Origin of the sequence: Streptomyces dioscori, from assembly GCF_003024195.1 — a bacterium.
GTDB classification, from domain to species: domain Bacteria; phylum Actinomycetota; class Actinomycetes; order Streptomycetales; family Streptomycetaceae; genus Streptomyces; species Streptomyces dioscori.
The window spans coordinates 787,947-810,063 of sequence record NZ_KZ679038.1 but is presented as its reverse complement, the minus strand read 5'-3'; the positions used below and the strand labels follow the sequence as shown (position 1 = coordinate 810,063).

The 22,117-nt window shown below is 72.2% G+C and carries 20 protein-coding genes; 6 read left to right on the top strand and 14 right to left on the bottom strand.

The features are described 5' to 3' along the window. Positions 1 to 4: 4 nt before the first annotated feature. Positions 5 to 1,015 carry an NAD-dependent epimerase/dehydratase family protein gene (locus tag C6Y14_RS03510; RefSeq protein ID WP_107014914.1) on the bottom strand — a complete coding sequence of 337 codons (1,011 nt, stop codon included), beginning with the start codon at positions 1,013 to 1,015 and terminating at the stop codon, positions 5 to 7. 54 nt (positions 1,016 to 1,069) lie between these two features. Then, complete coding sequence (locus C6Y14_RS03505; RefSeq protein WP_107014913.1) at positions 1,070 to 2,092, bottom strand: helix-turn-helix transcriptional regulator; 1,023 nt, start codon at positions 2,090 to 2,092, stop codon at positions 1,070 to 1,072. Positions 2,093 to 2,225: 133 nt separating this feature from the next. On the opposite strand from C6Y14_RS03505, the gene C6Y14_RS03500 reads away from it, so the two are divergent. Both C6Y14_RS03500 and C6Y14_RS03495 read left to right on the top strand, forming a co-directional pair. Then, positions 2,226 to 2,822: a DinB family protein gene (locus tag C6Y14_RS03500; protein ID WP_199854633.1), complete on the top strand. Its 597-nt coding sequence runs from the start codon at positions 2,226 to 2,228 to the stop codon at positions 2,820 to 2,822. Between the two features lie 3 nt (positions 2,823 to 2,825). Next, entirely contained in the window at positions 2,826 to 3,944 is a 1,119-nt protein-coding gene (locus C6Y14_RS03495) for a winged helix DNA-binding domain-containing protein (protein WP_107014912.1), read from the top strand. Between the two features lie 87 nt (positions 3,945 to 4,031). On the opposite strand, the gene argG is transcribed toward C6Y14_RS03495, so the two are convergent. After that, the gene (gene argG / locus C6Y14_RS03490; RefSeq protein WP_107014911.1) at positions 4,032 to 5,486 is read right to left on the bottom strand and encodes an argininosuccinate synthase; all 1,455 of its coding nucleotides are present in this window, start codon (positions 5,484 to 5,486) and stop codon (positions 4,032 to 4,034) included. A 250-nt stretch (positions 5,487 to 5,736) separates the two neighbouring features. On the opposite strand from argG, the gene C6Y14_RS03485 reads away from it, so the two are divergent. After that, on the top strand, positions 5,737 to 6,345 hold the full coding sequence (locus C6Y14_RS03485; protein ID WP_107014910.1) for a YciI family protein: 609 nt from the start codon (positions 5,737 to 5,739) through the stop codon (positions 6,343 to 6,345). A 36-nt stretch (positions 6,346 to 6,381) separates the two neighbouring features. Here the strand turns inward: C6Y14_RS03485 and C6Y14_RS03480 are convergent, their stop codons facing one another. Continuing rightward, the gene (locus C6Y14_RS03480) at positions 6,382 to 7,491 is read right to left on the bottom strand and encodes a M23 family metallopeptidase (RefSeq protein ID WP_107014909.1); all 1,110 of its coding nucleotides are present in this window, start codon (positions 7,489 to 7,491) and stop codon (positions 6,382 to 6,384) included. Positions 7,492 to 7,783: 292 nt separating this feature from the next. After that, positions 7,784 to 8,443, bottom strand: a complete 660-nt coding sequence (locus C6Y14_RS03475; protein WP_107014908.1) for a TetR/AcrR family transcriptional regulator — start codon at positions 8,441 to 8,443, stop codon at positions 7,784 to 7,786. Positions 8,444 to 8,620: 177 nt separating this feature from the next. Between C6Y14_RS03475 and C6Y14_RS03470 the strand changes: the two genes are divergently transcribed. Next, positions 8,621 to 9,652, top strand: coding sequence for a medium chain dehydrogenase/reductase family protein (locus C6Y14_RS03470; RefSeq protein ID WP_107015174.1), 1,032 nt, complete (start codon positions 8,621 to 8,623; stop codon positions 9,650 to 9,652). Positions 9,653 to 9,815: 163 nt separating this feature from the next. Here the strand turns inward: C6Y14_RS03470 and C6Y14_RS03465 are convergent, their stop codons facing one another. The 3 genes from C6Y14_RS03465 to C6Y14_RS03455 all read right to left on the bottom strand — a co-directional run bounded on the left by C6Y14_RS03465 (position 9,816) and on the right by C6Y14_RS03455 (position 15,173). After that, positions 9,816 to 10,931, bottom strand: coding sequence for an AI-2E family transporter (locus tag C6Y14_RS03465; RefSeq protein ID WP_107014907.1), 1,116 nt, complete (start codon positions 10,929 to 10,931; stop codon positions 9,816 to 9,818). Positions 10,932 to 11,026: 95 nt separating this feature from the next. Further along, positions 11,027 to 14,245, bottom strand: coding sequence for an alpha-L-rhamnosidase (locus C6Y14_RS03460; protein ID WP_107014906.1), 3,219 nt, complete (start codon positions 14,243 to 14,245; stop codon positions 11,027 to 11,029). Between the two features lie 409 nt (positions 14,246 to 14,654). Continuing rightward, complete coding sequence (locus C6Y14_RS03455) at positions 14,655 to 15,173, bottom strand: P-loop NTPase family protein (protein ID WP_107014905.1); 519 nt, start codon at positions 15,171 to 15,173, stop codon at positions 14,655 to 14,657. A gap of 514 nt (positions 15,174 to 15,687) precedes the next feature. Here C6Y14_RS03455 and C6Y14_RS03450 point away from each other — a divergent pair. Together C6Y14_RS03450 and C6Y14_RS03445 are read left to right on the top strand one after the other, a co-directional pair. Next, complete coding sequence (locus C6Y14_RS03450) at positions 15,688 to 15,831, top strand: hypothetical protein (protein WP_225890861.1); 144 nt, start codon at positions 15,688 to 15,690, stop codon at positions 15,829 to 15,831. Between the two features lie 95 nt (positions 15,832 to 15,926). Beyond that, positions 15,927 to 16,154: a hypothetical protein gene (locus C6Y14_RS03445; RefSeq protein ID WP_107014903.1), complete on the top strand. Its 228-nt coding sequence runs from the start codon at positions 15,927 to 15,929 to the stop codon at positions 16,152 to 16,154. Between the two features lie 366 nt (positions 16,155 to 16,520). Here C6Y14_RS03445 and lysA read toward each other — a convergent pair whose 3' ends face one another. The 6 genes from lysA to modA form a co-directional block, all read right to left on the bottom strand. Next, positions 16,521 to 17,915: a diaminopimelate decarboxylase gene (lysA, locus tag C6Y14_RS03435; RefSeq protein WP_107014902.1), complete on the bottom strand. Its 1,395-nt coding sequence runs from the start codon at positions 17,913 to 17,915 to the stop codon at positions 16,521 to 16,523. 13 nt (positions 17,916 to 17,928) lie between these two features. Further along, a complete protein-coding gene (locus C6Y14_RS03430; protein ID WP_107014901.1) occupies positions 17,929 to 18,375 on the bottom strand; it encodes an SAV_915 family protein in 447 nt (148 codons plus the stop codon). Between the two features lie 195 nt (positions 18,376 to 18,570). Then, complete coding sequence (locus C6Y14_RS03425) at positions 18,571 to 18,990, bottom strand: TOBE domain-containing protein (protein ID WP_107014900.1); 420 nt, start codon at positions 18,988 to 18,990, stop codon at positions 18,571 to 18,573. A 163-nt stretch (positions 18,991 to 19,153) separates the two neighbouring features. Then, entirely contained in the window at positions 19,154 to 20,260 is a 1,107-nt protein-coding gene (locus C6Y14_RS03420; protein WP_107014899.1) for an ABC transporter ATP-binding protein, read from the bottom strand. Then, positions 20,257 to 21,129, bottom strand: coding sequence for a molybdate ABC transporter permease subunit (gene modB, locus C6Y14_RS03415; protein ID WP_107014898.1), 873 nt, complete (start codon positions 21,127 to 21,129; stop codon positions 20,257 to 20,259). Before modB ends, C6Y14_RS03420 begins: the two co-directional genes overlap by 4 nt. Then, on the bottom strand, positions 21,126 to 21,959 hold the full coding sequence (modA, locus tag C6Y14_RS03410; protein WP_107014897.1) for a molybdate ABC transporter substrate-binding protein: 834 nt from the start codon (positions 21,957 to 21,959) through the stop codon (positions 21,126 to 21,128). Before modA ends, modB begins: the two co-directional genes overlap by 4 nt. Positions 21,960 to 22,117 lie beyond the last annotated feature (158 nt).

The window sequence follows — 22,117 nt, the reverse complement described above, 5'->3', positions numbered from 1 at the left end:
CGGCTCACTCGCCCCGCAGGCGCGCCCCCGCGAACTCCCGCATCCCCTCCGCGAATCCGACCTCGGGCCGCCACCCCAGCCCGGTCCGCAGCCGGGACGAGTCCGCGGTGATGTGCCGTACGTCCCCCAGCCGGAACTCCCCGGTCACCACGGGCTGGGGCCCGCCGTGCGCGCCGGCCAGCGCCCGCGCCATCTCACCGACCGTGTGCGGCTCCCCGCTCCCCACGTTGTACGCGGTCAGCGCGCCGCCCGCCGTATCCGCCTCCAGCGCCGTCGCATTGGCCGCCGCCACATCGTGTACATGCACGAAGTCCCGGCGCTGGCCGCCGTCCTCGAAGACACGGGGAGCCGTACCTCGGGCCAGCGCCGAACGGAAGAAGGACGCGACACCGGCGTACGGGGTGTCGCGTGGCATCCCGGGCCCGTAGACGTTGTGGTACCGGAGCGAGACCGCCGTACCGTCCGTCGACCGTGCCCACGCCGCGGCCAGGTGTTCCTGCGCGAGTTTGGTTGTCGCGTACACGTTGCGGGGGTCGGCCGGGGCGTCCTCGCCGACCAGACCAGGCACCAGGTCCGCGCCGCAGGACGGGCACCGCGGCTCGAAGCGGCCCGCCGTCAGATCGGTGGCCGACCGCGGCCCGGGGCGCACCCCGCCGTGCCGCGCGCAGGAGTACCGGCCCTCCCCGTACACGACCATCGACCCGGCCAGGACGAGCCGCCGCACCCTGGCCTCCGCCATCGCCGCCAGGAGCACGGCGGTGCCGAGGTCGTTGTGGGAGACGTACTCGGCCGCGTCCGCGACGCCCTTGCCCAGGCCGACCATCGCCGCCTGGTGGCAGACCGCGTCGACCCCGGAGAGGGCCGCGGACACCGCGGCGCGGTCGCGGACGTCACCGCCGCCCGCGCCTCGTGCGGCTCGTACGTCGAACACCACGGGCTCGTGCCCGCCCGCCCGCAGTGCCTCGACGACATGGGACCCGATGAACCCGGCACCGCCGGTGACCAGTACGCGCATGCGCCGAACCCTAGGTCCGCCGCCATGCCCAGGAGCAGGGGTACGCGCCCCACGTCACAGGTCCGTAAGAGGTCGCTCCCGGTCGGCCGCGGCGTCGGCGTAGCGGCGGGCCAGCTGGGCGAACGCGTCCCTGAGCTCGGGTGGGCCCACGACCTCGATGCCGGCGTCGAAGCGGCCGATGGTGGCGGCCAGGCCGACCCAGGACCACGAACCGAGGGTGACCCTGCAACGTTCCGGTCCGAGCGCCTCGACGACTCCGTCGTGCACGTACTGGGCCACGCTGGAGGCGGGCCTGTCGAGGATCACCTCGCCCCGGCAGGGCCAGTCACCGGAGCCGTCGGAGCCCCGGAATTTGGCGGCCACGAAGGCGGCCACGTCACCGCCGGGCAGCTCGCGCGGGACGAAGCGGGGGCCGGTGGGGACGCGCGGGGTGATCCGGTCGGCGCGGAAGGTCCGCCAGTCCTCGCGCTCCAGGTCCCAGGCGACGAGATACCAGCGTCCGCCCCAGGTGACGAGGTGATGGGGCTCGACCCTGCGTGGAGGCGCCGGGGCCGCTGCGGGCTCCCGGGATGCCTGAGCCGTCGTGGCCGCCGGGGTGTAGTCGAAACGCAGGACCTCACAGGCGTGGACGGTGGCACCGAGCGTCAGAAGCACACCGCTGTCGAGCTGCGGCGCCCGCCGGGACACGGGCCGCTCGACGGCGGTGACCTGCAGGGTGTCGATCCGGCGGCGCAGTCGCGCGGGCATGACCTGCCGCACGGTGGCCAGGGCACGCACCGACGCCTCCCCGATCCCGGCGCCGGAGACGGTCGCGATCTGGAGCGCTACGGCGAGGGCCACGGCCTGCTCGTCGTCGAACAGCAGCGGCGGCAGCTCCGCACCCGCGTCGAGGCGGTACCCGCCGTCCGGCCCCTTGAAGGCGACGATGGGATAGCCGAGTTCGCGCAGACGGTCGACATCGCGGCGCACGGTGCGCGGGCTGATGTCCAGCCGCTCGGCCAGCAGCCCTCCGGGCCAGTCCCGGCGCGCCTGGAGCAGCGAGAGCAGGGACAGCAGTCGCGCTGATGTTTTCGGCATGCCTCCATGGTGCACGGAGTAGCGGACACTCCCTGACCGCTTCCCCTGACATTGTCTTCCTGTGCCCGACGGAGACGGCCGGAGCGCGAACCTCGACGACGAGAACCCCGACGACAAGAAGGACGCGATCACCATGACCGACGTGAGCGACGTGACCGCCACGAACACCACCCGGCCCGCCCTCGACGCCGAGCGGAGCGACCTGCTCGCCGAACTCGCGACCGTCCGGGCCGTTCTGACCGCCACGGTCCGCGATCTCAGTGACGAACAGGCCGGCCAGAGTCCGACGGTCAGCACGCTGTCCCTGGCCGGGCTGATCAAGCATGTCGCGGCCACCGAGGAGAGCTGGCTGCGCTTCGTCGTCGAGGGCCCGTCGGCGATGTCCTTCGACCTGCCGGACGGTGTCACCTGGGCCGACTTCATGTCCGGTACCGCACGTGAGTTCCCGAAGTGGGCGATCGACCGCCAGAACGACTTCCGGATGCTGCCCGGCGAGACGCTGGCCGGGATCGTCGAACGGTACGAGCAGATCGCCGCCCGGACCGAGGAGATCGTCGCCGGTCTGCCCGACCTGTCCGTGACGCACCCGCTGCCCGAGGCGCCCTGGAACGAGCCGGGGTCGGCGCACAGCGCCCGCCGGGTGCTGATCCACGTCATCGCGGAGACCGCCCAGCACGCCGGCCACGCGGACATCCTGCGCGAGTCCCTCGACGGCCAGAAGTCGACCTGAGCGGTGGGCACTTCGACCGCTCCCGTTCTCGGCACCCGGGCGCTCAACCGCGCGACGCTGGCCCGGCAGCTGCTGCTCGACCGTGCCGGCCTGCCGGTCCTCGACGCCGTCGCCCACCTCGGCGGGCTGCAGGCGCAGGAACCGCAGGAGCCGTTCGTCGGGCTCTGGTCCAGGCTGTCCGCGTTCGACCCGGCGGCGCTCGGCGACCTGCTGACCGGGCGGGAGGTCGTGCGCACCCACCTCATGCGCCGGACCGTCCACCTCGTCACCGCCGACGACGCCCTGGCCTGGCGGGGCCGCCACACGGCCATGCTGCGCCAGCGGGTGCTCGGGACCTACCGCCGGGAGCTCGCCGGGGTGGACCTCGACGAGCTCGCGGCGGCGGGCCGGGCCGTCATGGCCGACGGCGAGCCCCGCACCATGACCGAACTGGCGCGGGCCGTCGCGGAGCGCTGGCCGGACCCGGGGCCGAGGCCACTGGGCGAAATGCTGATCGCCGCTCTCGTCCCGATGGCGCAGCTCCCGCCACGCGGGCTCTGGCGGACGAGAGCGGGCGTACGCAATGTGACGCTCTCCTCCTGGCTGGGGCGCGAGGCCGACCCGCCGGACGGGGACGGCTCCGATCCGGTGGGCCAGGCGCTGGTCCGGCGCTATCTGGCCGCGTTCGGCCCCGCCGCCTCGGCCGACCTGCGCGCCTGGTGCGGCCTCGCGGGTCTGCCCGCCGCGGTCGCGGCCGTACGCGGAGAGCTGGTCGCCTTCCGTGACGAGCGGGGCCGGGAGCTGCTGGACCTGCCCGACGCGCCGCGCCCCGACCCGGACACCCCGGCCCCGGTGCGCTTCCTGCCCGCGTTCGACAACGCGATCCTCGGCTACCACGACCGCGGCCGGATCATCGACGACGCACACCGCGGTCTGTCGGTCGCCGGGGAGCGGGTCGTCCTGGTCGACGGGCGGGTCGCCGCGACCTGGACCGTCGGCAAGGACGACACCGTGACGGTCACCCCGCTGTACGGCTTCTCCCGGACCGACCGCACCGCCGTGGCCGCCGAGGGGGAAGCGCTGGCCGCGTTCCTGTCCGACGGCGGCACCCACGACATCCGCATCACGGAGGCGCCCCACTGATCCGGACGCCGAACCGGCTGATGGGCGGGCCCGGCGCCAACAGCGCCGGGCCCGCCCATCAGTCATCCATCCAGCCGCGGCGGGACATCAGTCCGTGCCGAACTCCATCGCCGCGCGGTCCAGCAGCTCGTCGTCCTCGGAGACCTCGCCGCGGGAGGCGATGGCCTCGGCGCCGCCCTGCGGCATCTCCGGCATGCTGCCGATCAGCCCGGTCGAGGCCGCCTGCGCGGCACCGATGGAGGGGCTGCCGGTGCCGATCAGACCGAGCCCGGCGTACTGCTCCAGCTTGGCGCGCGAGTCGGCGATGTCGAGGTTGCGCATGGTGAGCTGGCCGATCCGGTCCACCGGGCCGAACGCCGAGTCCTCGGTGCGCTCCATGGAGAGCTTGTCCGGGTGGTAGCTGAACGCCGGGCCGCGGGTGTCGAGGATCGAGTAGTCCTCGCCGCGCCGCAGCCGCAGGGTCACCTCGCCGGTGATGGCCGCGCCGACCCAGCGCTGCAGCGACTCGCGCACCATCAGGGCCTGCGGGTCCAGCCAGCGGCCCTCGTACATCAGCCGGCCGAGGCGCCGTCCCTCGTTGTAGTACTGGGCGATCGTGTCCTCGTTGTGGATCGCGTTGACCAGGCGCTCGTACGCGGCGTGCAGCAGGGCCATGCCCGGCGCCTCGTAGATACCGCGGCTCTTGGCCTCGATGATCCGGTTCTCGATCTGGTCCGACATGCCCATGCCGTGCCGGCCGCCGATGGCGTTGGCCTCCATCACCAGATCGACGGCGGAGGCGAACTCCTTGCCGTTGATCGTGACCGGGCGGCCCTGGTCGAAGCCGATCGTCACGTCCTCGGTGAGGATCTCGACCTCGGGGTCCCAGAACCGGACACCCATGATCGGCTCGACGGTCTCGACGCCCGTGTCCAGGTGCTCCAGAGTCTTGGCCTCGTGGGTGGCGCCCCAGATGTTGGCGTCGGTGGAGTACGCCTTCTCCGTGCTGTCGCGGTAGGGCAGGTCATGCGCGACCAGCCACTCCGACATCTCCTTGCGGCCGCCGAGCTCGGTCACGAAGTCCGCGTCCAGCCAGGGCTTGTAGATCCGCAGATGCGGGTTGGCGAGCAGTCCGTACCGGTAGAACCGCTCGATGTCGTTGCCCTTGAAGGTCGAGCCGTCGCCCCAGATCTGGACGTCGTCCTCAAGCATCGCCCGCACCAGCAGGGTGCCGGTGACGGCACGGCCCAGCGGCGTGGTGTTGAAGTAGGCGCGCCCGCCCGAGCGGATGTGGAACGCCCCGCAGGTGAGCGCGGCGAGCCCCTCCTCGACCAGCGCGGCACGGCAGTCGACGAGACGCGCGAGTTCCGCACCGTAGGCCTTGGCGCGGCCGGGCACCGAGGCGATGTCGGGCTCGTCGTACTGGCCGATGTCGGCGGTGTAGGTGCACGGAACGGCGCCCTTGTCGCGCATCCACGCGACCGCGACCGAGGTGTCGAGTCCGCCGGAGAAGGCGATACCGACGCGCTCGCCGGCGGGAAGGGAGGTAAGGACCTTAGACATAGGAAGATTATGCATCACCTCGCATGAACATGCAACGAGGGGTCGGGAGGCGGGCGCGGACCCGTGGACGCCGACCGCTGTCGGCCGCCGTCCGCCGAAACTCCGGACCGCACCCGGACCGCACCCGGGCCGCGTACGTACCGTATTCCGTGCCGTATCTCGTGCCGCGTGGAACAGGCGTTGGTACGATCCGTTGCCGCCCGGCGCGGCCGAACGGGTGAACCTGGGGAGTGCGAGGTGCGGAGGCGGGATGGAGTACTTCTTCTACTGCCGTGACCGGCCCGGATCCATGCCGTTGCGGTGGGAGCTGAACGAGGCGCACTGGGCGTTCATGGACCGGTACGCCGACGAGATGATCGCGCGCGGCCCCACGCTCGGCGCCGACGGCGAGACGGCGACCGGCAGTATGCACATCGTCGACCTCCCCGACGCGGCAGCCGCGCACGGATTCGCGTTCGACGAGCCCAACTACCGGGCCGGTGTCTACGAGGACGTCCTGATACGCCGCTGGAAGAACACCCTCGGCCGCACGATGTGGCAGTACGGGACCGGGAAGCCTGGATTCCGGCGCTTCCTGATCATCGCGCACGGGGTGCCGGGCGCGACCGCGGCCCGCGATGCCCTGGAGGCGGCCCACCACGGCCATCTCGACCGCGACCACCATGAACGCCTCATCGCCTACGGCCCGTTGCTCTCCCAGGACGGCACCGACTGGATGGGCACGGCCCTGCTGGCCGAACTGCCAAACCGGGACGCCGCCGAAGCCATGATGGCGAACGAACCGTACGCCCGGGGCGGGCTGTACCGGGACGTCGAGATCCACGACTGGCGGTTCGGCGGGCGACCCGCCGCCGAGTGAATGCCGCCGCCCGTCCGCGCGCCGGAACCGCCCGGCTCAGGTGCTGGGCCTGAGCCATGGCAGGGGATCGGTGTAGTACCCGTCGAGAACCACCTCGAAGTGCAGATGGGGACCGGTGGACAGACCGGTCGAGCCGACCAGCCCGACGGGCGTCCCGGCGTCCACCGCCTGCCCGACGGAGACCTGCAGGGCCAGCAGATGGCTGTACGTCGTCTCCAGCCGTTTGCCGTCGATGGTGCCGTGGTCGATCACCACGCGGTTGCCGTACGCCTTGGTCATCGCCGCGAACACGACCTGGCCCTTCGACGCGGCGGAGACCTGCGCCCCCTGGGGTGAGGCGAAGTCGACCCCGGTGTGCAGTTTCGTGACCCCGGTCAGCGGGTGTTCGCGCGATCCGTAGGGCGAGGTGACGGTGAGGTTGCCGACCGGCGCGGCCAGTACGGCGCCCGGCACCTGGTTCACGGCGCCGCCGCTGCCCGAACTCTCCCGGTCGACCGACTCGTAGTGGGAGGACAGCGACTTCACCTCGTCGATGTAGGCCTCCGCGTCGCCGGGTACGCGTCCCGCCTTCACCACGGCGTCCGTGCCCGACGCGTACGCGGCGAGGGTGAGGTTCACCAGGTCCCCGGTGACGGTTCCCTCGGTCCTGAGGTCGGTCACCCTCTCGGCGAGGGAGCAGTCCTGCCGGCCGAGCGCCATCATGGCGTCCGCCGGATCGCGGGGTGAGGAGCGGCCGTTGCCGTCGTCGTCCTTGCCCCACTTCTTCCACTGGGCGTCCGTGAACGCGGCGATGCCCTTCTCGCCCGACAGCGCTCCCGTGTCGTTGCTCCAGCCGGAGAGCCGGTCGATCTGGGCGGCGAGCACCGACGGCTTGACGACCTTGCAGTCCGCGACCGCCTTGCGGAGCCAGGGGATGTACGAGGCGTCCACGCGGGTCGTGGCGGTCGGGTCGGGGTCGGAACCCTGGGGCCAGGCGTCGTCGAGACCGCCGTTGTAGGCCAGGAAGCCCGCCACCCCCACCAGGGCGACCAGCCCCGGCAGGACGAGCAGCGTGAACGGGCCCGGGCCGCGACGGGCGCGCTTCGAGCTCTGCTGCTCGGGCTCCCCGACCGGCTCCACGGCCGCTGCTCCGGCAACCGGCTCCACGGCCTGCTCTTCGACAGCTGCTCCGGCTGCCGGCCCGGCTGCTGCTTCCCGGGATGCTCTCCCGGCTGTGTCCTCGGCTTCGCTTCCGCCGGCCGGCGCCGTTCGCGAGCCGGCCGCCCCCGTGTCGTTCAACCGGCCGTCAATCACCGGCGAACTCCCCCTGCGCCGCGCTGAGTTCCGCGGCGATCACTGTGGTCATGGTGCTCACGCGCACGAGGCTAACGGGCCGCCCCCGCGGGTGGCACGAGGCGCAGAGGCACAGGCGTCTGCCCGAACGGGCAGACCTTCCGGGTCAGGGTGCCGACGCGTTGGTCAGCCCCTCCAGCTCGGCCGCGAAGAACAGCGCGGGGTCGAACTCCATCCCGGTGAAGTGACCCGCGAGTTCCAGGGAGAGCACGCCGTGCAGCCGGGTCCAGAAGGTCAGCGCGCGGTGCAGGGCCGCGGGCTCGGCCGGGTGGTCGCCCGCCCATCGCCGGTGTTCTGCGAGATGCGAACCGAACGGCGTCGCGGGGGAGTCCGAGGGCAGCGCGGCACAGGCGTCGAGCAGGGTCGCCATGATCTCGCGCACGATGTCGGTGATGTCGTCGGGCGCGTGGTAGCCGGGTACGGGCGTGCCGTAGACGAGGAAGTAGCGGTGCGGGTCCTGCAGGGCCCAGTCGCGCAGGGCGTGCGCCAGTGCGGACGCGTCGGGGCCGGCAGCGGCGGCGGTCGCGCGGAAGGTGTCGGCGAGGCTGCGGTACGCGTCCCGGATGAGTTCGGTGATCAGTTCGTCGCGGTTGGCGAAGTACCGGTAGAGCGCGGGTCCGCTCATGCCCATCCGCTTGGCGATCGCGTTGAGGGAGAGCGCGGAGGCCCCCGCCGCGGCGAGCTGTTCCCACGCGTGCGCCTTGACCTCCGCCCGCACCTGGGCGCGGTAGCGCTCGCGCGGGGTCTCGGTGCCCGTGTCCGTCATGGCCTACCGCCTTCCGTGTCTGCCTGTGCCTGCGGTCGTGTGCGTACATCTTATTTAGTTAGAGGCTATCACCAACATTATTGACTCTAGCGCCCTCGTTGCGTTACAACTTCTAACGAACACGAGAAGCAGTCAATCAAGCGCAGCGCAGTTGAGTGCGATGCCATGGAGGTCGTCATGAACGCCGAAGGACTCGTCGAGGTCGTCCTGCCGGGCAAGGTGGCGCCGGAAGGGCTTCAGATCAGGCGCGGAGCCGTCCCCGTCGCCGGTCCCGGCCAGGTACTTGTCCGGATGGAGGCGACCGGGGTCTCTTTCGCCGAACAGCAGATGCGCCGGGGCCGCTACTACGACCAGCCGCCGTTCCCCTTCGTGCCCGGCTACGACCTGGTCGGGACGGTGCTGGCCACGGGCGAGGGCGTCGAGCCGGGCCTGGCCGGCACCCGCGTGGCGGCCCTGCTCAAGGTCGGCGGCTGGTCCACCCATGTCCTCGTCGACGCGGCCGACGTGGTGGAGGTGCCCGACGGGATCGGCGCGGCGCAGGCGGAGACCCTGGTGGTCAACGGCATCACCGCCTGGCAGATGCTGCACCGCAAGGCACGCGTCCGCGCCGGACGGACCATCCTGGTGCACGGCGCCAACGGCGGTGTCGGCTCGGTCCTCGTTCAGCTCGCCCGGGCCGCGGGCGTGAAGGTGATCGGCACCGCGTCCGCGCGCCACCACGAGGGGCTCCTCGCGAAGGGTGTCGTCCCCGTCGACTACCGCACGGAGCATGTCGCCGCACGCGTCCGGCAGCTCGCCCCCGGCGGAGTGGACGCCGTCTTCGACCACATCGGCGGCCGGGGCGTCGTCGACTCATGGCGCCTCCTCGCGCCCGGCGGGACGCTCGTCTCCTACGGCAGCGCGTCCACCCGGGACGACGAGGGCTCCAAGCAGTGGCCCGTGTTCAAACTGCTCGGCCGGGTGTGGCTGTGGAACACGCTGCCCAACCGCCGCCGCGCCTACTTCTTCAACGTCTGGGCGGGGCGGGCCCTGGCCAGGAACCGGTTCCGGGCCCGGCTGCGCGCCGACCTCACCCAGGTCTTCGCCGCGTACCGGCGCGGGGAGGTCGCGGCCCAGATCGCCGCCCAACTCCCGCTCGTCCGGGCCGCCGAGGCCCTGCGCCTGGCCGAATCAGGCACCGTCGCCGGCAAGGTCGTACTGAATCCGTAGGCGGTCGACTCGTCCTCCCGGCACAGGCGTTCGCCGCTCCGGTGACCGCCGGTGCCCCGGTCGGCCGTGCGCCCGCAGCAGGGGCCGGCCGCGCGCGTGGCCGCAGCAGGGCCGACCGGGCGCGTGGCCGCGCCCGGCCGGCCGCGGCGTGTGTCCGGGCCCCTCAGGAGGGGACGGCGCCGTCGGTCCGCGGTTCCCGGGTGTCCGGTTCCTCCGGCGGCTCGCTGAGCTGCTCGCGCAGGTAGTTCCAGAACACGGCGATCATCGCGGCGACGGGGACGGCGAGCAGACTGCCCACCACGCCCGCCAGACTGCCGCCGAGCGTCACCGCCAGCAGGATCACCGCCGCGTGCAGTCCGAGGCCACGGCTCTGGATCATGGGCTGGAAGACGTTGCCCTCCAACTGCTGCACGGCGATGATGATCGCCAGCACGATCAGCGCGTCCGTCAGACCGTTCGACACCAGGGCGATGAGCACGGCGACGAAGCCGGCGAACAGGGCGCCCACGATCGGCACGAACGCCGAGACGAAGGTCAGCACCGCCAGCGGGAGCACCAGTGGCACGTCCACGACCCACAGGCCGATACCGATGAAGACGGCGTCGAGCAGCCCCACGGCAGCCTGCGAGCGTACGAACGATCCCAGGGTGTCCCAGGTGCGCGAGGCCACGGTCGGGACGTCGACGGCGAGCCGGCCGGGCAGCTGGCGGGCGAGCCACGGCAGGAACCGCGGGCCGTCCTTGAGGAAGAAGAACATCAGGAACAGCGCCAGCACGGCGGTGACCAGGCCGTCGACCACGGCGCTCACACCCGAGACGACCGTGCCGACCATACTCCCGGCGCTTTTCTGGAAACGCTCGACCGCGCTGTCCACGGCACCCGAGATCTGGGCGTCCTCGATGTTCAGCGGCGGTCCGGCGGCCCAGTCACGGACCTTGTGCACACCGTCCACGACCCCATCGGTCAGATCACCGGACTGGGAGGCCACCGGAACCGCGATCAGCGCGACCACCGCGGCAGCGAGCACCAGGAACAGCACGGTCACCAAGGAGGCCGCCAGCGCGGGAGGCCATCCGCGCCGGCGCAGGAAGCGGGCCACGGGCCAGGTGAGTGTGGTCAGCAGAAGACCCACTATGAGTGGCCAGACCACGGACCACATCTGGCCCAGGAGCCAGAGAGCCACCGCGGTCATCACCAGAACCAGCAGCAGCTCGACGGAAATACGCGCCGATGCGCGCAACGCGGCGCGGGATCTGGCGGAACTCAACGAGGCAGACATGCGAGCACCTTATGGGCAGGCCACCGCGCTTCCGCGGCGCCCCGCCAACGCGGCGGCGCCCGAGGTGTGTTGGACGCCGCTGCGTGACGGCCGTGCTACGCGCTGAAGCGGTGGGTGCCGGAACCGACCCGGTACACCGCGCAGCCGTCCTCACTGCGCAGGAAGGCCGCGGTGGTGTGGGTGACCTTGCCGGGAGCCTTCGTGGGGATCCACACCTCGGCGGTGGTGTTGGGCGGCACGGAGCACGTCAGGACGAACGTGCCGGACCTCAGCCGCCAATCGGTCGAGACGGGGCCGCGGACCGAGGCGAACGTGGCGCGGGCGGAGGTGACACCCCCGCCCGGCCGCGGCCGGACGACGATCTCGCGGTAGCCGGGCCGGCCCGCCGCGATACCGGCGATGTTCGTGTACATCCACTCGCCCACCGACCCGTAGGCGTAGTGGTTGAAGGAGTTCATGCCCGGGTCCTCGAAGCTGCCGTCGGGCCGGATGGAGTCCCAGTGCTCCCACATCGTGGTGGAGCCCTTGTCGATCTGGTAGCCCCAGCTGGGATAGGAACGCTGCGCGAGCAGCCGGTGGGCCACATCGGTGTGCCCGGTCTCGGTGAGCACGGGCAGCAGCCGGGGCGTACCGAGGAAACCAGTCGACAGATGCCAGTCCCTGGCCTCGATCAGCGCCACGAGCCGGTCGGCCGCCGCCGTCCGCAGCCCGTCCGGCAGCAGGTCCATCGACAGGGCGAGCACGTACGCCGTCTGTGTGTCGCCCTTCACCCGGCCCTCGGCGGTGACATAGGCCTTCTGGAACGCCTCGCGTACACGCCCGAACAGGTCGGTGTAAGGGGCGGGATCCTTGTCGAGTTCCTTGGCGATACGGGCCGCGAGGTCGGCGCTGTGGGCGAAGTAGGCGGTGGCGATGACGTCCTTGGGCGTCTCGTCCTCGACGTTCAGCCAGTCCCCGTAACCGGCGGCCGGCCGCAGCAGCCCGCTGCTGTTCCTCTCCAGGTACTTCAGCCAGTCCTGTACGGAGGACCACGCGTCCTCCAGGACCTGCCGGTCGCCGTACGCCTGATACAGCGACCAGGGGACCGTGACACCCGCGTCGCCCCAGCCCGCCACACCGTTGCCGACCGTGCCCACCATCGGTGCCACGTCCGTGAAGGCGCCCTCCGCGGTCTGCCCGTCGCGCAGGTCCACGAGCCACTTGGTCAGGAACCGGGCGGACTCCATCGTGTACGCGGCCGTCGGCGCGAAGACGTTGATGTCACCCGTCCAGCCCAGGCGTTCGTCCCGCGCGGGAGTGTCCGTCGGGATGGAGAGGAAGTTGCCGCGCTGCCCCCAGGTGATGTTGCTGTGCAGGGTGTTGAGCATCGGGACATCGGTCTCGAAGTCGAACGTGAACGGCGCGGACGTGTGCATCACCCGCCCGGTGAGGTCCCCCGCCGAGGGAGTGCCCGGATACCCGGTCACCTCGACATAGCGGAACCCGTGGAAGGTGAACCGCGGCTCGTACGTCTCCCGCCCACCGCCCTTGAGCGTGTACGTGTCGATCGCCGCGGCGGTCCGCAGGTTCGCCGTGTAGAGGGTGCCGTCGGAGTTGAGCACCTCGGCATGCCTCAGCCGGACGGTCGTGCCGGCCGCTCCCGAGACCCGCAGCCGTACCGAACCGACCATGTTCTGGCCCAGGTCGAAGACGTACACACCCGGTTTGGGCTGGGTCACCTTCCGGACCGCGAGTTCCTTGGCCACCCGGACCGCGCCGTCCACCTGGGCCTCGATCCGAGGGGGGACGGCGTCGGCGGCGGTGCGCACCGCGTCGAGCCAGGCCCCGTCGTCGAAGCCGGGAGAGGTCCAACCTGCCGTCTCCTTACGCGCGTCGTACGTCTCACCGCTCAGCAGGTCGGCGGCGACGATCGGCCCGGCCGCGGCCCGCCAGTCGCTGTCCGAGACGACGCTCTCGCGCGTCCCGTCGGTGTACTCGACCTCCAACTGGGCAAGCAGCGCGGGCCGTTCGCCGTACTGATGGGGTCCGAACATGCCGACGTTGCCCGCGTACCAGCCCGGTGCCACGTACGCGCCGAGGGCGTTGGCGCCCGACCGCACCAGCGAGGTGACGTCGTAGGTCTGGTAGTGGACGCGTTCGCGGTAGTCGGTCCAGCCCGGCGCGAGCTGGTCGCGGCCCACGCGGCGGCCGTTGAGGTGGGCCTCGTAGACGCCGAGGGCCGTCACGTACAGCCGGGCGCGTGCCACCTTCTTGCGGGGGAGCCTGAACTCGTGCCGCAGCTGGTTGGCCGCGTACGACGCCGGGACGACCTTCCCCCAGGGCCCGGCTCCCCACGCGGCCGCCTCCTTCGCCGCGGGCCAGGCCGCGTCGTCGAAGTCGGTGCCGCGCCAGCCGGCGGCGGGCTCCTTGTCGGTCGATCTCCAGGCGTCGTCGGTGACGATCCGCTGCTCGCCGGACGCCGTGTGGAGAGTGAGGGTCGCGACCAGCCCGGCGGGCCCCTCGGACGCGTTGGTCGCCGACACCGCGAGAACGTTCTTGCCCGTACGCAGCTGGGCGAGGACCTCGACGACGGCGGGGCGGCGCCAGCCGTCGCGGTCCGTCTCCAGGTCGGTGCGGGCCACTTCGGTGCCGTTGACGGAGACGGTGTAGACGTTGTCCGCGCTGATGGCCAGCGTCGCCGCCGTGACCGCGTCGGGCAGGTCGAGGGTGCGGCGGAACCAACGGGTGACCGCCGGGGCACTGGTGGCGGGATCGCCCTCGGGGAACCAGATCCAGGAGCTGCCTTCGAGCGTCGGCGCGTCGGTGAGGACCGGGGGAGCGGAGACCCACTTCGCGGTCCACTGCGCGGCGTCGAGAAGTCCGGTCTCCCACCACGACGGCTCGCTCCAGTCCGAGGCGCCGCCGTCCGCGTCCCACACGCGCACGGACCAGAAGTACCGGGTACGCGGCTTGAGTTGCGGGCCCGCGTACGGGACGAGGACGGACTCGTCGGACACGACCTTTCCGCTGTCCCAGACATCCGGCTTCGGCAGCCGCGAGGCGCTGGAGGCCACGCGTATCCGGTAGCCGCTCTGGCGCGCGCCGGGCTTGTCCGAGGCCATCGGCCAGCTCAGCCGGGGGTGCTGTGCGTCGATGCCCAGGGGGTGTCGCACGTACTCGACGGTCGGCGCCGTGACGCGCAGGGCGCTGCGACGGGCACCTGCCCCGGCCGGTGCGGACGCGGGGGCGGCCATGGCGGATCCGGTGCCGGCGGCGGTCGCCGTGACGGCCATCGCCGCCGCCGTACCCGCCAGAATGTTCCTCCTGCTGATCACTGCGGCTCCTCAGGAAGTAAGGATGAATCGATTCACTGCGGGTGAACGTAGGGGCGTGCGGGGCGAGGGTCAATGAGCGTGCAACACATTCTTGACGGGACGTCGGATGCGGTCGCTGCCCGGGAGTGGCCTGATATTGCCGGGGTGTTGGCGATTGAACGGTTTCAATCGGCCGGTGCTTTTTCGATGCTGTCGCGATGGTTGCGCTCGGCGGTGCGGAGGTGGTTCTGTGAGCGGTCGGTGAGCCGGAAAGCGCCCGGGGCGCGGTGGTGCCGACCTGCCTGCGGCGGTGCCGACCGGCGTGCCGAAGGCTGCCTCGAAGGCGTGGCGGGGCCGGATCGGAGACCTGATCGAGGGCGGTGGCAGCCAGGGGCGGAACGAGTGGGCTCGGTGGGCCGCGCCGTTCAGATCACACGGACGCCAGCCACGCCGCGGTGTCGCGGGGGCGGGAGAAGCGGAGCGTGTCGAGGGGCGCGAAACGGGGATCGCGCGTCCGGCGTTCGATCTCCCGGTGCCTTTCCGCGTGTTGGGACCAGGCCCACCAGGCCGGGTGCTCCTTGCTCAGCCAGCCCGCCCAGGTCTCCCTGTTGCCGCCGAAGAGGCTCTCACGGGTGACGGTGCGCCTGACGGAGCGGCGAAGGACCCGGGGCATGACCACGCGCTTCCCGTAGTCGAGCCACAGGACGGTGTCCGCCCGGTCCCAGAGCAGATCCCGGACCTCGGGATAGCCGACGGAGTCGACGATCCAGCGGGGTTCGGACGTGAGGAGGGAGACCTCTTCGACCAAGGTGTCGTTGACAGCCCAGCCGGGGCCCGTGAAATACAGCGTGTCCATCTCGTGACAGGGCATGCCCAGACGCTCGCCCACCGCCCGGGCAAGCGTGGACTTGCCCGCGCCCGTGACACCCACCACCAAGATCCGCTGCACGGACGCAGCCTATAGCGGTGCCGGTGAGGCCGGATCGGGGGCCTTCGCACCGGTCTCCGGGGCGCGCACGGCGGCGCGCGACCCGGTGCGGAACGACTGGACTCCCCGCCGATCCGGTGGCGACCCGCGGTGGATCAGTGCGCGCGCCAGCCGGCCCCACTCCACCGGCGCCGATCAGCCAGAAAAAAGTCCTGACCTGCTGAAACGTGGCTTGTGAGGCCGCTCGGGCGGATTGCCCGCAGGCGCCCTTCGCGACCCGTGAGCTCCGTCGCGAGCGGTCCCCCGGAGACGCGGATCACCCATCCACAGCACTTCACACACCGCGCCCTTTCGTTCTCAGGGCGCCGATAGGATCTAATGGGCAGTAGCGCGCGAGGTAGCAGGTACCGATACTCATCGGTCGACAGCTCCGCCTCTGATCCGCGCGACTCCCGACTCCGGATGGTTTTGGATGCCTGCCTCTTCGCATCGCGACCCTGCACGTCCCGTTCAGGACGCGCCGGCCTCGTCCGCCGTGCCCCAGCACCACGGTCTGTTCCTCCAGCCGCAGTACACCATCGAGCTGCCGCCGCTGGACGAGGACGAGGGCGACGACACCTTCTCGCCGCCGTCGCCCCCGCCCGCCCAGCGGCGACGGGGGGCACCCCGGGCCCGCTGACCGCTCCCGCCGCCCGTCCTGCCGCGCTGCGCCCGGCGACGCGCGTGCCCTGACCGGGCGGCAACGACCTGAGGGGGAGGGACACCCTGGATCCCGTGGAACGCCCACTGATCGTGGTGCACCGGCCCGCCGCGAGCGGCGGCCGACGTGTGAGCGTGCACCGGGACGGCGGGGCCGAGATCCTGGGGCTGGCCCACTCCGACCACGATCTGATCGTGTTCCTGGAGACTGCCGGACTGTCCTCCCCGGCCGAGTTGCTGGACGATCCCGACTGGGTGGAATGGCGCGGCGGGCGACCGCACGAGTGGGGCTCCGCGCCCTAAGGGCTGTCCCGTAACTCCCGGCGGGCGCACGACGACAGCTACGGCACCTCGCGGCGTTGCCGGATCGCCCGAATGCACCCGGTATGAGGGCGACCCGGCGCCTTGCGATGTACCGCATCTGACGCCGCGCGCTGATCCACCGGGAGTTACGGGACAGCCCTTGGGCGCGGCTGCCCACGGACACCGGCCCGCTTGTTCATCCGCTGCGGACCGGTTGTGGCTGGGCGCGCAGTTCCCCGCGCCCCTTCGGCGCGTGGGTGGGCTAGCGGAGGTTGCCGCCCCAGGGACCGAACTGGCGGCACGACCCGGTGCCCGTGTCGAGGGGACCCCGGGTGGTGCCGAGGGGCACCGGGCGCGTACCCGGCGCTACAGGCCCACGTCGCGTCGGCTCATGTCGTCCAGTGACTCGCGGCGCACCAGTACGCGTGCGATCCCGCCCGACACGGCGACGACCGGGGGTCGGCCGACCATGTTGTAACCGGACGCCATGGACAGGTGATAGGCGCCGGCCGCCGGGACGGCGAGGAGGTCGCCCGGGCGTACGTCACCGGGGAGTTCCACCTCGTCGGCGAGGACGTCACCCGCTTCGCAGTGCCGGCCCACGACCGTGACGGTGCGGGGCGGCGCCGACGAGCGGCGGCCGATCAGGCGGGGCGCGTACCGGACCCCGTACAGCGCGGGTCTCGGGTTGTCGCTCATGCCGCCGTCGACGGCGACGAAAGTGTGCTCGCCGGTGCGCTTGACCGCGAGGACGTGGTAGACCGCGACCCCGGCGGGTCCGGCGATCGCCCGCCCCGGTTCGAGCATGAGCCGCGGTACGGGCAGGCGGGCCCGGGCGCAGCCGTCCGCGAGCTCGGCCCGCACGCGGTCGGCGAGGGCGCCCACGTCGAGGCTCGGCTCGCCGGGCCGGTAGGGGATGGCGTGGCCGCCGCCGATGTTCAGCCGGGGCAGGACGACGCCGTGCTGGTCCCGGACCCGGGCCAGCAGCCCGATCAGGCGCCGGACCGCGGCCACATAGGGCTTCACGGAGCCGATCTGCGAGCCGATGTGGCAGTGCAGGCCGACGAGTTCCAGGTGCGGCTGGTCGAGTATCCGCGCCACCGCGTGCTGCGCGGAGCCGTCCGGGATGGACAGGCCGAACTTCTGGTCGTCCGTACCGGTGCGTACCTTGGCGTGCCCGCCGGCCGCGATCCCCGGCACGACCCGCACCATGACCTGCTGACGGGCGTCGGCAGGTGTGATCGCGGCCAGCCTGGCGATCTCCGAGGCGCTGTCCACGACGATGACCCCGACCCCGAGCCGCAACGCGGTGCGCAGGTCGTCGGGGCTCTTCGCGTTGCCGTGCAGCACGATCTTCCCCGGCGGGAAGCCCGTGGTGACGGCGAGCGCCAGTTCCCCGGCGGAGCAGACGTCCAGGCCGAGCCCCTCTTCCCGTACCCAGTGCGCCATCGCGCGGCACAGGAACGCCTTGGCCGCGTACACGACGTCGGCCTGCGGGAACGCCGCGCGGTAGGTACGGCAGCGTTCCCGGACCTCCTGTTCGTCGAGGACGTACACGGGGGTGCCGAAGCGGTCGGCGGCCTCGGTGAGGGAGACCCCGCCCACGGAGACGTCCCCGCCGGCCTCGGGGCGCGCGGAACGCGGCCAGACGGACAGGGCGTCGCTCCCACCGTCGCCGAGGAGCCGGGACAGGTGGTCGGGATCCGCGGGTAGGGACGACGGCAGGGACGACGGGAGGGACGAGTGAAGGGAAACGGTCATGGCGGGCGCCTCCTCAGCCGATCAGCAGGTTCAGGTACGAGACGACGACGGCGGCGCCGGTCACGCGCAGCGCACGGGCGGGCCGTGGGCGCCGGCTGTGCCACGAACGCCGCTGCCCGCGGGCGGCGGCACCTGCGCCGGCGTCGGCGTCGGCGGGGGAGTCCGCGGCGGCGACCGGGGGAGCGGAGAGCTGCGGGTCGACCGTGAGGGCGGTGACGCCCAGCGGTGCGGCGAGCGCGCGCAGCGCGGGCTCCGAGAGCCTGACGCAGGCCTGCTCCGTGCCCAGCGTGGCGGCCAGCCGTGCCGCCGAGGTGAATCCGACGGCCGTACGGCCGCCCAGGGGAGTGCGGAAGAACCGGGCCGTGCAGCCCGCGGGCCCCGACCGGACGGGGACGAAGAGAAGTCCGGCCGGGACGCGTTCGGAGGGCTCGGGGTCCTCGCAGTGGTCGATCGCAGACATCAAGCTGCTCCTCGCAGAAGGCGATGTGCGCCGCGCGGCCGGATCGGCCGGGCGCTCCACCGAAGCTATGCCCGCCGACCGGGGGCCGGGCCGCCTCCCTGACGGATGCTTGACGTCCACGCCCGCACTCGTAACGCGACCATGACGCGGGTGCCGACGCCGACGCCGACGTGCCGCGTCCCCCGGCGTGGTTGCTCACGCCGTCGCGAGCGCGACCTCCGTCGCTTTCACCAGCGCGACCACGGAGGAGCCGGCCGCCAGATCCAGGTCGGTGACGGCGTCCTTGGTGATCGCCGCGGTCAGTTCGCCGCCGTCGACCGTGATGCCCACGGACGCCATGGCGCCGCCGGTCGTGACGTCGGTGACCGTGCCGGGCAGCTGGTTGCGGATGGACAGACCCTCGACCGGGCCGGTGGCCACCGCGACCTCCGTCGCCTTCACCAGCGCGCGGACGGCGGAACCCTCGGTGAGGCCGAGCTCCTTGACGGACTCCAGCGTGATGGCCGCGGTGAGGACCTGGCCGCCGTCGAGGCGGACCTTGACCGTCGCCATCGCCTCACCCGTCGTGACGGAGGTGACGGTGCCGGGGATCTGGTTGCGGATGCTCAGGCTCATGACGGAACGCCTCACAGAGGAAGGGGTGGTTTGTCGCCTTTGGGTGGTGCTGGGGCCACCGTAGTCGGGCCTGACCGGGTGACGGTTCAGGCTCCCCGTGGACCGGCCGCGCCGAGCGGCCCGCGCACGCCACCCGATGCCGGAAGCGGCCCGCGCAGGCCGCTCAGACCGGATACGCGTGCGTCTGCGTGGCCTTCACCGCCGCCCAGACCGCCGCACCCGGGTGCAGATCGAGTTCGGCGGCGGCGACCGTGGTCAGGTCCGCGGCCAGGGGCAGTTCGCCGGTGAGGTCGGCGCGGATCTGGTCGCCGTGGGTCTCCAGGCCCGCGACCTCGCAGGCCCACAGGTTACGGGCGCTGACCCCGGTGGGGCGTTCCCGGTAGAGGGTGACCGAGCTGGGCGGGAACGCCACGAAGACCGGGCCGCGCAGGGCCTCCGTGGTGGTGATGGACGGACCGGCGTCGAGCTGGACCGCATGCCCGTCGGCCTCGCCCCGGTAGAGGTTCAGGCCGACCAGCTGGGCGATGTAGTCCGTACGGGGACGGCGGGCGATGTCGGACGGGGCGCCCTCCTGGACGACCCGGCCGTCCTCGACCACGACCAGCCGGTCGGCCAGCACCATCGCGTCCAGCGGATCGTGCGTGACCAGCACGGCGACCGCCTCGAACTCCGCGAGGTGGCGGCGCAGCTGGGCCCGTACCTCCAGGCGTGTCCGGGCGTCCAGGGCGGCCAGCGGCTCGTCGAGCAGGAGCAGCCGGGGGCGGGTGGCGAGCGCGCGGGCCAGGGCGACCCGCTGGGCCTGTCCACCGGAGAGCCGGCGCGGCTTGGCGCCGACGTGCTCGGCGAGCCCCAGGCGGCCCAGCCACTCGGCGGCCTGCGCCCGTGCCTCGGCCTTGCTCGCGCCCTGGCAGCGCGGTCCGAAGGCCACGTTGTCGAGGGCGGTCAGGTGAGGGAACAGCAGATAGTCCTGGAAGACGACGCCGACGGGGCGGGACTCCGGGGGCGTACGCTCCAGCGCCGTGCCGTCCAGCCGCAGCCGGCCGCCGGTGAGCGGTGTCAGACCGGCCAGGGCGCGCAGGGCGGTGGTCTTGCCTGCGCCGTTCGGGCCGAGCAGGGCGACGACCTCGCCGGGCGCGACGCGCAGCGCCACGTCGAGACGGAAGGTGCCGCGCTCGACGACGAGATGCGCGTCGAGGCCCGCGTCGGAGGTGTCGGCGCGTACGTCCGGGGTGGCAGCGGAGGCGTCGGAAGCGTGACGGGGCTCGGTCATCCTGCTGTCATCCAACGGTCGCGCAGGCCCGCCAGCACCGCGACGGACACGGCCAGCAGGACCAGACTGAGGGCGATGGCGGCCTCCGGGTCGCTCTGCAGGGCCAGATACACGGCCAGCGGCATGGTCTGCGTACGGCCCGGGAAATTGCCGGCGAAGGTGATCGTCGCGCCGAACTCGCCGAGCGCCCGCGCCCATGCGAGAACCGCGCCCGCCGCGATACCGGGCGCGATCAACGGCAGCGTGACCCGGCGGAACGCGGTGAAGCGGGAGGCGCCGAGCGTGGCGGCGGCCTCCTCGTAGCGCGGGTCGGCGGCACGGAGCGTGCCCTCGACGCTGATCACGAGGAACGGCATGGCGACGAACGCCTCTGCGATGACGACCCCCGTGGTGGTGAAGGGGAGCGTGACGCCGAACGACGAGTCCAGCCATTTGCCGACGATGCCGTTGCGGCCCAGGGCCATCAGCAGGGCCACACCGCCGACGACCGGCGGCAGCACGAGCGGCAGCGTCACCAGGGCCCGTACGAGGCCGCGGCCGGGGAATTCGACGCGGGCCAGCAGCCAGGCCAGCGGCACCCCGATGACGAGACTCACCGCGGTCGCCGCCGTGGCGCAGACCAGGGACAGCCGCAGCGCCTGCCACACCTCGGCGCTGGTCAGCAGGTCGGGCAGGCTCCGCCAGGGGGCGCGAACGAGCAGGGCGATCAGCGGGACGATCAGGAACGCCAGGCCGAGCAGCGCGGGCACCAGCAGAGGCAGCGGAACGCCTCGGCCACCGGCACCCTCGCCGGTCCGGACGCGCCGGCGCCGCGGCCCGCCCCGGAGGGTGTCGGGCGCGGCACCGGACTTGTCGACAGGGAAGGTCACGGCTTGAGGAACCCGGCCCCGGTCAGGACCTGCTGGCCCTCGGCGGACTGCACCAGCGCGATGAACGCCTTGGCGCCCTCGGTGTTCTGCGCGGCCTTGAGCGCGGCGATCGGGTAGTCGTTGACGGCGTCGTCGGACTCGGGGAACTCCACGCCCTCCACCTTGTCACCCGCAGCGCGCACATCGGTCTTGTAGACGACCGCCGCGTCGGCCTCCTTCAGCTCGACCTTCGTCAGCGCCGCCTTGACGTCCTGCTCGTAGGAGACGGGGGTGAGCTTCAGCTTGCTGGCGTCCAGGGCCTTCTGGGCGGCGGCGCCACAGGGCACCTCCTTGTCGCACAGCACGACCTTCAGGCCCGACTTGGTGAGGTCCTTCAGCGAGGCGATCTTGTCGGGGTTGCCCGGCAGGGTGGCGATCTCCAGCTCGTTACGCACGAAGGTGGCGGGCGTCCCGGACGCGTCACCGGCGTCGGTGACGATCTTCATCGTCTTGGGGCTGGCGGACGCGAACACGTCCGCCGGGGCGCCGCCCGTGATGCTCGCGGCCAGCGAGTCGCTGCCGCCGAAGCTGAAGGTGACTTTCGTGCCCGGGTGCTCCTTCTCGAACTGCTCGCCCAGCGTCGTGAAGCTCTCCTTGAGGGAGGCGGCGGCGAACACGGTGACCGTGCCGGACAGTTTGTCGGCCGACGAGTCCGACTTCGACGAGGAGGAATCGGAGGCGTCGCCGTCGGAGGACGAGCAGGCGCTCAGCGCCAGCAGGGCGGCGGCGCCCGCACCGGCCACCTGAAGGGTCCTGCGGGTCCTGCGGGTCCGGCGCTCGGTACGGGTCATTACGGGTCCACTCCCTCTGGTCCTCACGGACACCATCATCTGTGGTCCTGACGGACCTTGTGCCAACTGTGGTCCTGACGGACCGTCTGCGTGCCGCGGAACCGGGGGTGCGGGCCGGTGGGGGCCGGCCGCGCAGTTCCCCGCGCCCCTGAAAGGCG